Source organism: Robbsia sp. KACC 23696, from assembly GCF_039852015.1.
Classification (GTDB): domain Bacteria; phylum Pseudomonadota; class Gammaproteobacteria; order Burkholderiales; family Burkholderiaceae; genus Robbsia.
The window spans coordinates 698,225-711,977 of record NZ_CP156628.1; the positions used below are offsets into that span (position 1 = coordinate 698,225).

Annotated in this window: 10 protein-coding genes; 1 reads left to right on the forward strand and 9 read right to left on the reverse strand. The window is 63.6% G+C overall.

Going from position 1 to position 13,753, the window contains the following annotated elements; all coding sequences use genetic code 11:
• Window positions 1–170 precede the first annotated feature (170 nt).
• The 5 genes from ABEG21_RS24330 to ABEG21_RS24350 form a co-directional block, all read right to left on the reverse strand.
• Window positions 171–2,156 (reverse strand): hydantoinase/carbamoylase family amidase, encoded by a 1,986-nt coding sequence (locus ABEG21_RS24330; RefSeq protein ID WP_347558177.1) that lies wholly within the window; start codon window positions 2,154–2,156, stop codon window positions 171–173.
• A 64-nt stretch (window positions 2,157–2,220) separates the two neighbouring features.
• Window positions 2,221–2,724 (reverse strand): MarR family winged helix-turn-helix transcriptional regulator, encoded by a 504-nt coding sequence (locus tag ABEG21_RS24335; RefSeq protein WP_347558178.1) that lies wholly within the window; start codon window positions 2,722–2,724, stop codon window positions 2,221–2,223.
• A 45-nt stretch (window positions 2,725–2,769) separates the two neighbouring features.
• Window positions 2,770–5,427 (reverse strand): cytochrome c, encoded by a 2,658-nt coding sequence (locus ABEG21_RS24340; RefSeq protein ID WP_347558179.1) that lies wholly within the window; start codon window positions 5,425–5,427, stop codon window positions 2,770–2,772.
• A complete protein-coding gene (locus ABEG21_RS24345) occupies window positions 5,424–6,041 on the reverse strand; it encodes a (2Fe-2S)-binding protein (protein ID WP_347559082.1) in 618 nt (205 codons plus the stop codon). Before ABEG21_RS24345 ends, ABEG21_RS24340 begins: the two co-directional genes overlap by 4 nt.
• A complete protein-coding gene (locus ABEG21_RS24350) occupies window positions 6,034–7,173 on the reverse strand; it encodes an FAD-dependent monooxygenase (RefSeq protein WP_347559083.1) in 1,140 nt (379 codons plus the stop codon). Before ABEG21_RS24350 ends, ABEG21_RS24345 begins: the two co-directional genes overlap by 8 nt.
• Before the next feature lie 186 nt (window positions 7,174–7,359).
• Between ABEG21_RS24350 and ABEG21_RS24355 the strand changes: the two genes are divergently transcribed.
• Window positions 7,360–8,394 (forward strand): 2,5-dihydroxypyridine 5,6-dioxygenase, encoded by a 1,035-nt coding sequence (locus tag ABEG21_RS24355; protein ID WP_347558180.1) that lies wholly within the window; start codon window positions 7,360–7,362, stop codon window positions 8,392–8,394.
• A gap of 120 nt (window positions 8,395–8,514) precedes the next feature.
• Here ABEG21_RS24355 and ABEG21_RS24360 read toward each other — a convergent pair whose 3' ends face one another.
• The 4 genes from ABEG21_RS24360 to ABEG21_RS24375 form a co-directional block, all read right to left on the reverse strand.
• Complete coding sequence (locus ABEG21_RS24360; protein ID WP_347559084.1) at window positions 8,515–9,666, reverse strand: ABC transporter substrate-binding protein; 1,152 nt, start codon at window positions 9,664–9,666, stop codon at window positions 8,515–8,517.
• 175 nt (window positions 9,667–9,841) lie between these two features.
• Complete coding sequence (locus ABEG21_RS24365) at window positions 9,842–10,630, reverse strand: ABC transporter ATP-binding protein (RefSeq protein ID WP_347558181.1); 789 nt, start codon at window positions 10,628–10,630, stop codon at window positions 9,842–9,844.
• A complete protein-coding gene (locus tag ABEG21_RS24370) occupies window positions 10,627–11,442 on the reverse strand; it encodes an ABC transporter ATP-binding protein (protein WP_347558182.1) in 816 nt (271 codons plus the stop codon). The genes ABEG21_RS24365 and ABEG21_RS24370 overlap by 4 nt, the downstream gene beginning before the upstream one ends.
• Window positions 11,439–13,484: an ABC transporter permease gene (locus ABEG21_RS24375; RefSeq protein ID WP_347558183.1), complete on the reverse strand. Its 2,046-nt coding sequence runs from the start codon at window positions 13,482–13,484 to the stop codon at window positions 11,439–11,441. Before ABEG21_RS24375 ends, ABEG21_RS24370 begins: the two co-directional genes overlap by 4 nt.
• Between the last annotated feature and the right edge of the window lie 269 nt (window positions 13,485–13,753).

Sequence of the window (13,753 nt, forward strand, 5' to 3'; positions counted from 1 at the left end):
TTGCCACGCGGTAATGATGCCCGCGCCATTTATCTAGCGCAACTCATCGTACCAGGGTCGTGCGTGCGCTGTATTGCGAAGGCGATATGACACTCATCACGCCCAGATCGCGCTTGCCTCGCACACACACGGAGCCTACGGGACGTAGGGGGCGCGCACGCAGACGCGCATCAGGTCCGCATCCGATCCAGTTCCGCCACGCGTCGCCACTCGTCCGCGGCCAGGCCATCCAGCGTATCTCGAAAAGCTTGCGCGGCCAGATCCAGATCCTCCGCCGTCACCGTTTCCAGCGGGTTATGGCTAATGCCCCCATTGCCGCAACGTACAAACAGCATCGCGACATCGGCGATTCGACTCATTTCCACCGCGTCGTGCCCGGCGCCGGACGGTAAATGCCGGATCGGCACGCCGAGTCGATCCAGGGCACGGACGAACCGCGCCTGCAGCGCCGGCGCGCAGGGCACCGTATCCGATGCCAATACTAATTCCGTCTCCACCTGGATGCCGCGCCGCGCGCAGATGGCCTGGATACGCGTCATCACGTCCGACACGGCGGCGTCCCGTATCCCGTCCTCGCCCGCGCGAATGTCCAGCGACAACAGGCAGCGGCCCGGTACGACATTCACCGATCCGTTCGGCACTTCGAGCCGGCCGACCGTGCCCACCAAAGAGGGCACGCCGCTGCAGCGCTGTTCCACATACAGCGTGATCTCGGCTGCCGCTGCGGCGGCGTCGCGACGCAAATCCATTGGCATCGCACCGGCATGTCCGGCGATCCCGGTCAGATGCACGAGATAGCGCTTGCTGCCGGAGATCGCGGTGACCACGCCCACCGGCACTTGCTCGGTGAACAGTACTGGCCCCTGCTCGATATGGACCTCAAGGAAAGCCAACACCGTGGACGGATCACGTTTTCCGTCCCGTAATGCCTGCTGCAAGACGTTTTCGTCGTCGTGCGGCAGACTCGGCTTGTCCGGCGCGGACGGTAAGTCTTGCGCGGCACCATCCCGCGCGGCCAGCCGTTGCGCATTGGCCAGCACCGCCTCGCGCAATGGCACCCCCTGTTCATCGGTGCGTGCCAGCACCGATGCATCGATATTGCCGGTGAGTACGCTACTGCCGAGGAAAGACGTCTTGAAACGCACGCCCTCCTCTTCGGCAAAGGCGATCACATCGATATCGAACGGGAATCGCTCGCCCCGCCGATGCATTTCGGCGATCAGCGTAATGGGCAGCAGGATACCGACGCGGCCATCGTATTTACCGCCATTGCGGACCGTATCGTAATGCGAGCCGGTGACCACGCTGCGCGCCCCCACGACGGACGAGCGATAGCGGCCGATCACATTGCCGAAGATATCGATATGCGCCTGCATGCCGGCGCGACGCATCCACTCGGCGATCAGATCCGCGCAAGCATGATGCGCCGGCGTCAGATAGGTGCAGGTCAATACGGCCGGCACACGACCAGCGGCATCGACGGCGGCGTCATCGCTATGCACTGCCAACGCCTCGCACCAGCGCATCACCTCGCGCCCATGGAATACCTGGCGCCCCAGCAAGTGATTGAAGCGCAACTCGGCGATGCGATTGACCTGACGGACGGCCTCGGCCAATTCGTCGCGACGCTGCGCCCGCAGGCGACGTTGCAGCGCGGCGAGGATGTCGGCCATCGCGGCCGCTGCCCCGACCGCAGCAACAACACTCGCGCCGGACCGATCGAGATGGTCGGCGGCCAGGATGAAAGGAAAGCCGAAGCGTTTCCGATACGCGAGATTTTCGGCGATCACTTTCTCGCGCAGACTGTCGAGCAGGCCGGCATCGTCGTCTTCAGGTTTCGATGGTGCCGCGGAATCGCGCTCGGCTGGCGACGTCGCCAGCGTTCCCAGGTGGCACCCGCCGCCAAACGTCTCGCGCGTAGCCGCGCTATCGGTCAGATCCGGATGCGCCCGGATGACCGCTAATTGCTCATCTTCGCTCGCATCCGCGACACTGCGCCAGAGCGCGTGAAGCAAGGCCGCGGGGCTCGCAAAAGGGCGTGCCCTCGCCACCCGGCGAACCACCCATTCACTGTGTGCGTACAGGCCCTCGAGGGCGACCAGAAAGCCGTCGTCGTCGACCGTACTCAACTGCTCCATTGTCATTTTTCGATTCATCGCGCCTCCGCCGCTGCGCCGCATTATCGCTCATGCGGCGCGTTCGCTGCATAAGGCGGCCGCACTAGGCGTTGTTGTCGCCGGCCAGCTTGCGCAGCAGGAACAAAATCGCGACCCGCTCCACCGCATTCAGGTCGGCCATGGTCAATTCGCTGATCCGGGCAGCCGACGGGGTGGTGTCGTTCAGCACCTGTTCGCCATCCGCCGTTAATTCGACGACGGTCTTGCGGCGGTCCGTCGCATCGGTGCGCAGCGCGATCAGGCCGCGCGCGCGCAGGCGTTCGATGATGCCGCGCGCGGTGGCGGCATCGATCGCCGTCGCCTTGCCGAGATCGCTCATCGACGAGGGTCCCATCCGTCGGCTCGCGCTCATCACGGCGAATTGCACGGCCGTCAGTTGCGGATCGGCGATCGTCTGATTGAAGATCGCCAGATGACGCTGATGCGCCTTGCGCAGCAGATGCCCGATCTGCTGCTGAACATCGTAATCGGATAGGCCGCCCTCAACGGGCCGGTCCGACGTAACATCGGACGGGAGCGGTGTGCCGGTCTGTGAATCGTCTGACATAAGGGCAAAGCTCGATCGATGAAGGAAACGGTGCATGCGATGCGGCTATTGCGTCGCATGCTCGTGCGTCAAGGCGGCCCGCACGCGTGCCGATGCGGCGCGCAAGTCTGTCCAGGCGGGCCGATCCGGCGCGTGTTCGGCACGCAGATAGCCGGCCAGCGCGGCGATCTGGGCGTCGTCGTATGCATCGGCGAATCCCGGCATGAAACCCAGGTCCGGGCTCGCTGGATCGTCGATGCCGGCAAGAATCACTCGCAGCAGATTATCCGGCTTCTCCGCCTGGATGCTGCTGTTCAACGCCATTTCCGGACGTACGCCGAAATGACCGACGCCGGCCTGCGGCGTATGGCAGACCGCGCAGGCAGCATCGAAGAGTCGCTTGCCCGGTTGCAATGCGGCCGGCAGCGCGACCTCCGATCGCGGCATCGACACGGCGTCGGGCGCGGGCGCGATCGTCTGCTGTCCGGCGGCGTGCCACGAGGCGACGTAGTGCGCGATCGCGCGGACATCGGCAGCCGGCAAGGTCGCCAGATTGCGAACCACCGGCGCCATCGGCCCGGCCGCCACCCCATGCTCGGCGGAGAAACCGACGCGCAGATAGTCATACAAGGCCGCTTCGGTCCACGGCTGCGGCGCGTCGCCCTGACCGATCAACGCCGGCGCGGTCCAGCCATCGGCCAGGCCACCGCTGAGATAGGCTGCCGTTCCCGGACCGCCACGCTCGGCGCCCAGCGCATTGCGCGGCGTGTGGCAGGCACCGCAATGCCCGAGGGCCTCGACGAGATAGGCACCGCGCCGCCACTCGGCACTGCGCGACGGGTCCGGCGCGAAAGGCTGCCTATCGAGATAGAGCGCGTTCCACCCGGCGAGCAACGGCCGCACGCCCCATGGGAAGCCGAGCGCTGTGCGACGCGTCGCCAACGCCGCCGGCGTCGCCTCGGGCGCACGCGTCATCAAGAAGGCATATAGCGCGGTCATGTCCGCGTCGGTCATCTTGCCGAACGCCGTGTACGGAAACACCGGATAGAGATGACGACCGTCACGCGAGATGCCTTCACGCATCGCGCGCTCGAATGCCGAATAAGACCAGCCACCGATGCCATCCTTTACATCGGGCGTCAGATTCGTCGAGTAAACGGTGCCGAACGGCGTATCGAAGGGCCGGCCACCGGTGCTGGCTGCCGCGCCTTCCGCCGTATGGCACACCGCGCAGTCCGCGGCGGCGGCGAGACGGCGCCCCCGTTCGATCGTGGCGGCCGTCCAGGTGTCCGGCGCCGGCGGCGCAACCCGCGGGATCTCGTTCCGAAACGGTCGCAACGGACCGAGCATGCGCACCGCCCCATCGGTCACCAAAGCCTGCCAGGACAGCGCACCGACGACCATCGCGCCCGCGGTAGCGGCGAGCCGGCCGCCCCACCGGCGTCGTCCTCCCACGAGCGGCGCGCGCCGGATATCGCGACGCTCGACATGCTCGACACGCGAAGCAGACGCCGGTACGTCGTCGACGGTACCAACATCGCCGCGTGGTGCCGCGCCGCGCGGAAGCACGGCATCACGGTCAGCGCCGTCCGCCGCGCCTGCCACGGGGCCGAACAAGCGGATAGGCATCGAGCGTTCGCGCTTGCCATTGGCTGCGAACACCGCATTCGCGACAGCGGCCGCCGCCAATCCGGCCGCGACGCGCTGCCATCGCGATTTCCCCGCAGGGTCGAACGTCGTCTCTGTGGTGTCCCGAGGTCCGAGAGCCGGCGAGAGCGCCCCCTCGGATCCGGCATACTGAGCAATCGAGGCGTCTGTTGCCGGGCCGCCGAGCGATGCGGTGCGGACCCAAGGCTGACTGTCGGCGGACTCGTCGAAGGGCACCGACAGCCCCGGGCCGTCCAATTGTTGTGCCGACGGCGATCCGAGCAGACCTTGCAAGGCCTGCGTCACCAGGGACTCGCTCAAACCGTCGATCTGGAACGCCGGGTCGGCGCTGTTCGCTCCCGGCAGAACGCCCTCGGCGCGTCCCGCCACCACGCGTTGCAACTGCATCGCGCCGGTACGGCGATCGACGGCAAGTTCGACGATCCATGCCATATACGATGGCGCGTTACGCCCGATGTCGACCGGTAGCGATGCGTCGGCGCGATGATCCGCCGTTTGCACCGGGCCGACTTCGGCGCCCAAGGTCGCATACGCGACGCCGCGCCCCAGAAGCAAGCCTTTGTTGCGCGCGGCCTTGATGGCGTCCGCCCACGCTGCGGGCGCGGCCAACCTGTCCGCCAGCGCCCGCAGCAAGGCTTTACCGCCCGCCTCCGTGACCGGGTCGAGCAGCGCGCCACGCCAGTGAATGGCGTCGCCCTGCGGCATTTGGGGGGCTGTCCGCAGCTCGTCGACGAGGCTCTCATGCGCGAAATGCCAGCCATCGTCCGTGTCGTGCCCCGCCCCGTCTTCCCCGCCTGACGTCTTTGCGTGAATCCGCATCGACGACAAACGATAGGTTTTTTCCGAGGAGTCGGTTTGCTCGCCGTTGCCGGAACCGTCACCGAGGTCGCCGTCGCTCCGCCGCGGCGTGGCGCACGCGTCGATTTCACCTTCGGCCTGCAGCGTCACGGTCGCGGTCTGATGCGCGATCCAATGGTATTCGGCGTGCAACGTCGCGCTTTCCTCGTTCGGCAAGGCGCCATCACTGCCGTCGGACAAGTGCCGCGCCGCTGTCATCGCGCCGCCTGCTTCAGATAGACGGCCGCGCGTTTCACCGCGCGCATGACCTCGACATGGCAGCCGCATCGACAGAGATTGAATCGCAGTGCGCTTCGTATCTCCGCATCGTCGGGATCGGGGGAGCGGGACAACAGCGATACCGTGCTGCAAATCATCCCGTTAAGGCAATACCCGCATTGCGCAGCCTGTTCCTCGATAAAGGCGCGTTGCACCGGATGCAGACGCGCCGGGTCGATTCCGGCATCGCCGTCGACTTCCGTATCGACGCCGGCCATTGGCGCATCGATCGCAGCAGCGATCGCATCGTCCCCCTGCGTGCTGCTCTGCCACAAGGCCGGCAATCCCTCCAGCGTCCTGACATCACGGCCGATCGTGGCCTTGACCGGCAGCACGCAACTGCGGACCGCCGCGCCATCGAGCAGCACCGTGCACGCGCCGCATTGCCCCAGCCCGCAGCCATACTTCGGCCCGTTCAGCGCGAAGTCGTTTCGCAGGACGTAGAGCAACGGCGTTTCCGGCACGACGTCCACGTCCTGTCCGGTACCGTTCACCCGAACGAACAGGCGCTGCGGGCGCGGCCATGCCCGTGCGTCGGGCCGGTCTTCACGCATCGCGTAGCGGCACGGTGAAGACGTCATAGCCGAACACCCAGGCCGGGTCTTCGTTCGTCCGCAACCAGGTATTGTTATGCGAGACGCGTTGGACTTTGGATGCGCGCTCCGCGCGATTGGCTTCATACAGTTTGAAGGCCTGCGCATAACCGCTCACACCGGTTTCGCCCAGACAGCGCACCAGCATGGCGGCGTCCTCGATGGCCATCGCCGCTCCTTGCGCCATATGCGGCTTCATCGGATGGCAGGCATCGCCCAGCAGAACGATACGCCCTCGGCTCCACAGCGGCAGCGGATCGCGTTCCAGCAACGGCCACTTCGTCACCTCCGGCGTCGCATCGATCAAGGCCTGGACCGTCGGATGATAGCCGGCGAATGCCTCACGCATTTCATCGCGGCTGCTCGGCAACATCGACACGCCTTCCGGCCACTCGGGATGCGGCACGCCCGTCACGTAATAGATTTCATCCTTCGCGCTGGTGACGTAATACACCATCATGTGGCGATCGTCGGACCACCACTTCACGCAAAGATCCACCGGCGTATTCCCTAGCAAATGCGCCGGATACACGGCGCGATGGGCAACCCATCCGGTATAGCGCGGCGGCTCCGGGCCCAGCAAATGCTCACGGAGACGGGAATCGACGCCGTCGGCGCCGATCGCCAGATCGGCCGTCTCCACCGAGCCATCCGAAAAAGTCAGCCGCACGCCATCGCCGGTATCCTCGATTTCGGTCAACCGTTTGTCGAAGGCAATGGTTCCCGGCGCGAGCTTCTGCGTCATCAGCGCATGGAAGTCGCCGCGGTGAACGGTCAGGTAGCTCGCGCCGTATTCCTTCACGGCAAAATCGCCGAGCGGGATTTGCGAGATCGCCTCGCCGGTCTTCCAATCCCGGCTATACCAAAAATCGGGATGCGATCCCATGATGTTCATTTCATCTTCGATGCCGATGCGTCGAAGGATCTTCATCACGTTCGGGCCGACGTGAATGCCCGCGCCCAGCCGCGAAAACATCGGCGCCTGCTCGTACGCCCGCACGTCATAACCCGCCTGCTGAAGCAGCGCTGCCGCCGCAGTGCCCCCCAGACCTGCTCCAATCACGGCAATACGCGGTTGACCAGCCTTGCTCATCATCCCTCTCCCAAATTACGGCAAGCGGAAAATCGGTGGAAACGCACGACGAATGGCGCGTTAGAGATTGAGTGTACACATCGTATTTTTTTCGGTAAAGCGCGCCAAAAAAGCCGATGCTTGAACGCGTTATTTTGGTGTGTACACTATATCTATCAATTCCGAACATGCGCCTGGGAGGGCTTCATGCCGATATCTGATTTTGCGATGATCGATGCCTGGAAGCAGGTTTTGACGCTGTCGAAACTCGAGGCCGGCCAGACGGTCACAGTGCTCACGGGCGCCGCCACGCATCCGCAAACCTTGCAGACGGCCCTGATCGCTGCCCAGTCGATGGGCGCGATCGTCAACCGGCTCGACCTGCTGCCGGTAAATGGGGAGAAGTCGCTGAGCCGCGACGCGCTGTCGTTTTTGGGCGAGACGCCGCTGACGGGCAACCATGCCGCCATCGCGGCGCTCACCGCCAGCGATCTCGTCCTCGATCTGATGACGCTGCTGTTCTCGCCCGAGCAACTGGACATCTTGAAAACCGGCACGAAGATCCTGCTGGCGGTCGAGCCGCCGGAAATCCTGGCACGGATGGTCCCCACGCTCGAAGATCGCGAACGTGTGCGCGCCGCGGCTGCCCGCATCGAGCAGTCTCGCGAAATGCGCGTGACGTCGGAAGCCGGAACCCTGCTCGTTTGCCCCTTGGGCGAGTTTCCGGTCATTACCGAGTATGGTTTTGTCGACGAGCCCGGTCGCTGGGATCATTGGCCGAGCGGCTTTGTGCTGACTTTCCCCGATGAAGGCAAAGCCAGCGGCCGCATCGTCATCGATCGCGGCGACATCCTGCTACCGCAGAAAAAATACGTCAGCGATCGCATCGAACTGACGGTGGAAAACGGCTATGCCACGCATATCGCCGGCGGTCTTGATGCGGATCTGCTGAAAGACTATATGGCATCCTTCGACGACCCGGAGGGCTATGCCATTTCCCATATCGGCTGGGGTTTGCAGCCGCGCGCGAAGTGGTCGACGCTGGGACTGTACGATCGCGAGGCGACGATCGGCATGGACGCACGCGCGTTCGAAGGCAACTTTTTGTTTTCGCTCGGCCCGAACAACGAAGCGGGCGGCAAGCGCACCACCGCCTGCCATATCGATATCCCGCTGCGTCACTGCGATGTATTGCTCGATGGCGTGGCCGTCGTTCGAAACGGCAAGGTCGTGGCGGAGTAAGCGCGGGCCATCGGCGTCGGCCGCGTGATGACTTCGTCAGAAAAAAAGGGCCCGCGTCACCAACGCGGGCCCTTTTTTACGCTTTTACATCACGTCTCGGAATAACGCCGCCCGCCGCGTTCAATCCGCCGGACGCATTTTCTTCACTTCCGCATCCGACGGTTGCACGCTCGCACCGTCCACATAGTGATAATCGACCATCACGCCCTTTCCGTCCTTCAAAGCGGTCGTACCGACATAGGCGCCCATCGTCGACTGATGATCCTGCGCGCGATACGTGATCGGACCCAATGGGCCAGGGACGGTCAGATTTTGAAACGCCGCGGACAGCGCGTTGGAATCGGTCGACTTCGCCTTTTCGATACCCAGTGCCAGCGATTTCAACGCCAGATAGCCCACCACGGAACCGAGTCGCGGATAGTCGTGATACTTCGCTTTATAGGCCGCGACAAAGGCCTGACTGTCCTGCGTCGTGATCGAGTACCACGGCCAGCCAGTCACGATCCAACCGGTGGGTGCTTCCGCGCCCAGCGGATCGAGATACTCCGGCTCACCGGTCAGCAAGGACACCACCGAGCGGTTCTTGAACAAACCGCGCGTATTGCCTTCGCGAACGAACTTGCCAAGATCGGCACCGAATTCCACGTTGAAAATCGCATCCGGCTTAGCGTCGGCCAGCGCCTGCGAAACCGCGCCGGCGTCGAGCTTGCCGAGCGGCGTTGCCTGATCCGCGACGAATTCGACATCCGGCTGTGCCGCCTTCAACAGCTTCTTGAACGTCGCCACGGCCGACTGACCGAACTCGTAATTCGGATACACCACGGCCCAGCGTTTCTTATGCAGCTTGATGGCCTCGGGCATCAACATCGCCACTTGCATATACGTCGAGGGCCGCAGACGGTAGGTGTATTTGTTGCCGTCCTGCCAAACGATCTTGTCGGTCAGCGGCTCGGCTTCCAGCGTGAAGATTTTCCGCTGCTTGGCGTAGTCCGCCAGCGCCAGCCCCGTGTTGGACAGGAAGCCGCCGAACAGCGCTTTGACTTGCTCCCCGGCCACCAGTTCCTGCGCGACCCGGATCGTATCCCCCGGATTGCCATTGTCGTCGCGCGAGATCACTTCCAGCTTCTGGCCATTGACGCCGCCGCCGGCATTGATCTCGTCCAATGCCATATTCCAGCCGTTCTTGTACGGCACGAGGAAGGCCGGCTGTGCCTTATAGCTGTTGATTTCGCCGATCTTGATGGTCTGCGCCTGGGCGAAGCCCGGCGCCATGATCAACGCGCATGCCGCAACCGCGATGCTTGCCGCCGATCGGCGAAAAAACGTCCGACGCAACCCGTCTTGGTCCTGCAGCCCCTGTTCCATCCCGCGCCCCGTTCCCGCACCCTTGCTCATCGATGGTTTCTCCAAGATAACGACGAAATATTGTTGCCCCGCACCCGCTGCTTCAGACGCTCAAGTACGCGCGCTGCACCGCTTCATCCCGCGCCAGCGCCTCGATGCTGCCGCTGAAGCGCACTTGTCCTTTTTCCAGCACATAGGCACGGTCACTCACCAGTTCGGCGAAGTGCATATTCTGCTCCGACAAAAGAATCGACAGGCCCTCGCGCTTCAATTCCAGAATCATATTCGCCATCTGCTCGACGATCACCGGCGCCACCCCTTCCGAGGGCTCGTCGAGCAATACGAGATAGGGATTGCCCATCAAGGTACGCGAAACGGTCAACATCTGCTGCTCGCCGCCGCTCATCCTGCTGCCCGGCCGATGCGGCATTTCGCCGAGATTCGGGAACAGGGCGAACAATTTTTCCGGCGTCCAATACGGCGCATCGGCGCGCTGCGGCTGCCGACCCATATCGAGATTATCCATCACCGACAAGTCGCCGAACACGCGACGGTCCTCCGGCACAAAGCCCATGCCCAGACGCGCGATCCGATACGGCGCCCAATCGCCGACCGATTGTCCGAGAAACGTGATGTCGCCGGTGCGGGTAGGCAACATCCCCATCAACGCTTTCATCGTCGTCGATTTACCGGCCCCATTGCGGCCCATCAAGGCCACCACTTCGCCGCGCCCGACTTCCAGCGAGATATCGTAAAGGACCTGCGCACGGCCATACGCCGCATTGAGGTTTTTGACACGCAACAACGGCTCCGCCGCGCCGGCCTTTTTTATTTCAGGCGTTGCCGCAACGGCGGCAGGCCCACCGATGAGGGCCTCGTCGGTTACGCTCATGGCGAGATCTCCGTCAACGGTGTTTCCCGCAAAGCCGGCGTATCGGCTTCGCTGCGACGTGGCATGAATGTCTTCCCCGTCCCGAAATACACTTCCCGCACCATCGGATCGTTACGCACGGTCTGCGGATCCCCGGCCCCGATCAAGCGCCCCCGCGCGAGTACGATCATCGTATCGGCATACGCGAACACGACGTCCATGCTGTGCTCGGTGAAGAGGACGGCCAATTGCTGCTCCACGACCAACTGCTTGGTCAGGGCCATCAAGGCATTCCGTTCCTTTGGCGCCATCCCCGCGGTAGGTTCGTCCATCAGCAACAGGCGCGGCTTGTTCGCGAGTGCCACCGCCAGTTCGACCCGCTTTACATCGCCATACGCGAGCACGCCGCAGGCACGTTGCGCGTGCGCGGCCATGCCGACCTGCTCCAAGAGCACCATCGCCTCGTCGCGATACATATCCGCCACCGGGCGCCAGACATTGAACAGCCGCCCCGCGTGCGACAGCAACGCCATTTGCACGTTCTCAAGCACCGTCATCGACGCAAAGGTCGCCGCAATCTGGAAGGTACGCCCGATACCCATGCGCCAGATATCTTTCGGCTTGCGTCCGGCAATGTCCTGTCCATCGAACCGAATCGCGCCGCCACTCGGCTTCAACTGCCCGTTCAGCATATTGAAGCACGTCGACTTCCCGGCGCCGTTCGGGCCGATCAACGCCAGAAGCTGACCGGCAGGCAATGCGAAACTCACATCGTCGACCGCCTTGACGCCGCCGAATGCTTTACTGAGATGCGACACTTCCAACAGGTTCATCGCGCTTCTCCGGTAGGGGCCGATTGCCGCGCGCCGGCGATCGCTGTCCCTGACTGACCCGCCATCGGCGGCGACGTCACAGCGCCCGTCGACGTGCCCGGCCCAGCCGCCACCGACACCACAGGCGCGGCGTCTCGCGTCGACGCCGCCGCATCGCCCTCTCCATCGGCTTGCCGATCGAAGTGCGCTCGTACAAAGCCGACGATACCTTGCGGGAAAGCCATCACCATCAGCAACATCGCGGCGCCGAGCAGCGCTTCCCAGTAATCGGTCTGACGGGCCAGCGTATCCTGAAGCCAGGTAAAGATCGCCGCCCCGACGATGGGGCCGCTCAAGGTTTGAATCCCTCCCAACAGCACCATGACCAGACCATCCACAGACCGTCCGACACTGATCGTTTCCGGCGAAATCGTGCCTTTGGAAAAGGTATAAAGCGAACCGGCCAGGCCGCCGAACACGGCGGCGATGACGAATGCCAGCCACTGCACCCGCTTCACGTCGATGCCGATGGCCTCACTACGCAAGGACGAGTCGCGCGACGCACGCAAGGCATAGCCCATCGGCGAAAACAACATGCGGCGCAGCAACCAGACGCCGCCCAAGGCAATGACGACCGACAAGTAGTAGTACGCAGTGGGCGAACTCAACCATCCGGCCGGCCACATCCCGAAAATACCGTTGCTGCCGCCGGTTACGTCGTCCCATTGATACACGACGGACCAGACGATCTGCGCAAACGCCAAGGTCAGCATCGCGAAATAGACGCCCGAGAGCCGGACACAGAACCAGCCGAACACGATCGCACCGAGCCCGGCCAGCACCGGCGCGAGCAAGAGTGCCGCCTCCATCGGCATATTCAACACCTTCAGACACAAGGCCACGCCATAGGCGCCCAGGCCGAAATAGGCCGCATGCCCGAAGGAATGAAGTCCACCGGGGCCCATGATGAAGTGCAGGCTGGCGGCAAACAGCACCGCCACGAGAATCTCCACCATCAACACGGGGATATACGGAAAGCGACCGGCCAAGAGCGGCAATGCCAGCAACACGACGATGGCGGCACCCGCCAGATAGCGGGCACGCCGACTCGCGGGTCGCAACGGCGAATCCGGCAGCGCCGCGGAACGGATCGCCGACTGCGCCCGCCCGAACAGACCCCATGGCCGCACGACCAGAACGACGGCCATCACGACGAACTCGGCGACCAGCGTGAATTTGCTGAGGGAGAACGTGACACCGAACACCGAGACGTCGCCGATGCCGATACACAAAGCCTTGATTTCAGCGATCAGGACGGCGGCGACGAAGGCACCGGGGATCGACCCCATGCCGCCCACCACGACGACGACAAAGGCATTGCCGATCGTATCGAGATCGAGGGACAAGCTGGCGGGCGACTTCGGCACCTGCAGCGCCCCACCCAATCCCGCGAGAAACGCGCCGACGAAGAAGACGCCCGTGAACAGCCAGGCCTGGTTGATTCCCAAGGCGCCCAGCATCTCTCGGTCGCTGGTAGCCGCACGCACGAGACGACCCCAACGCGTGCGCGCCAATGCGTACCACAGCAAGCCGAGCACCACGGGCCCGACCACCATCAGCAGCACGTTATAACTGGGGACCGCATTACCGAACACGGTGAAGGCGCCGCCCAATCCCGGAGCGCGCGGTCCGAGCAAATCCTCCGGGCCCCAGATATACAGCGCGGCATCGCGAAAAATCAGCAGCAAGGCGAACGTGGCGAGCAGGTGGAACAACTCCGGCGCGCGGTAGATGCGACGCAGCACCAGAAATTCGACCAAGGCGCCCAGACAGGCGACGATAATCGCCGCGAGCAATACCGCGCCCCAGAACCCCACGGCACTGCCGGCCAATCGCGTCGTCAAGGTATAGGCGACATAGACGCCCAGCATATAGAACGAACCATGCGCGAAATTGACGATGCGGGTGACGCCGAAAATCAGCGACAGCCCTGCCGCAACCAAAAACATCGCCGACGCATCGGCGAGTCCGTTGATCAACTGAACGAGAAGATTCGAAAACATCGACGCCCCATGTGGCAACTCGACTTGCCCATTTCCTGACGACGTCCAGCAGCAGCCGAACGTCACCGACAGGCCCTTCGCCGCGCGACGAACGATGCGCCGCGAAGCCGGGTTTCAGCGAGGCCAGCATAGCATGTCAAAAAACGTGTACTGCCCTTCTCACTCGGTCTGCCGAATGGCAATAGGATGTACACATTCGAATTTGTCGCTTAATCCGCGCACGCTGCAGCAGCGCACGAAGGGCGCGGGAATCGGCTGATGGCGGGGGA

What these genes read in the sequence shown, in the direction of transcription:
- ABEG21_RS24355 (WP_347558180.1), top strand. Translation starts at nt 7,360, where the DNA reads ATGCCGATATCTGATTTTGCGATGATCGATGCCTGGAAGCAGGTTTTG.
- ABEG21_RS24370 (WP_347558182.1), bottom strand. Translation starts at nt 11,442, where the DNA reads ATGAACCTGTTGGAAGTGTCGCATCTCAGTAAAGCATTCGGCGGCGTC.
- ABEG21_RS24365 (WP_347558181.1), bottom strand. Translation starts at nt 10,630, where the DNA reads ATGAGCGTAACCGACGAGGCCCTCATCGGTGGGCCTGCCGCCGTTGCG.
- ABEG21_RS24375 (WP_347558183.1), bottom strand. Translation starts at nt 13,484, where the DNA reads ATGTTTTCGAATCTTCTCGTTCAGTTGATCAACGGACTCGCCGATGCG.
- ABEG21_RS24335 (WP_347558178.1), bottom strand. Translation starts at nt 2,724, where the DNA reads ATGTCAGACGATTCACAGACCGGCACACCGCTCCCGTCCGATGTTACG.
- ABEG21_RS24330 (WP_347558177.1), bottom strand. Translation starts at nt 2,156, where the DNA reads ATGAATCGAAAAATGACAATGGAGCAGTTGAGTACGGTCGACGACGAC.
- ABEG21_RS24360 (WP_347559084.1), bottom strand. Translation starts at nt 9,666, where the DNA reads ATGGCGCCGGGCTTCGCCCAGGCGCAGACCATCAAGATCGGCGAAATC.
- ABEG21_RS24340 (WP_347558179.1), bottom strand. Translation starts at nt 5,427, where the DNA reads ATGACAGCGGCGCGGCACTTGTCCGACGGCAGTGATGGCGCCTTGCCG.
- ABEG21_RS24345 (WP_347559082.1), bottom strand. Translation starts at nt 6,041, where the DNA reads ATGCGTGAAGACCGGCCCGACGCACGGGCATGGCCGCGCCCGCAGCGC.
- ABEG21_RS24350 (WP_347559083.1), bottom strand. Translation starts at nt 7,173, where the DNA reads ATGAGCAAGGCTGGTCAACCGCGTATTGCCGTGATTGGAGCAGGTCTG.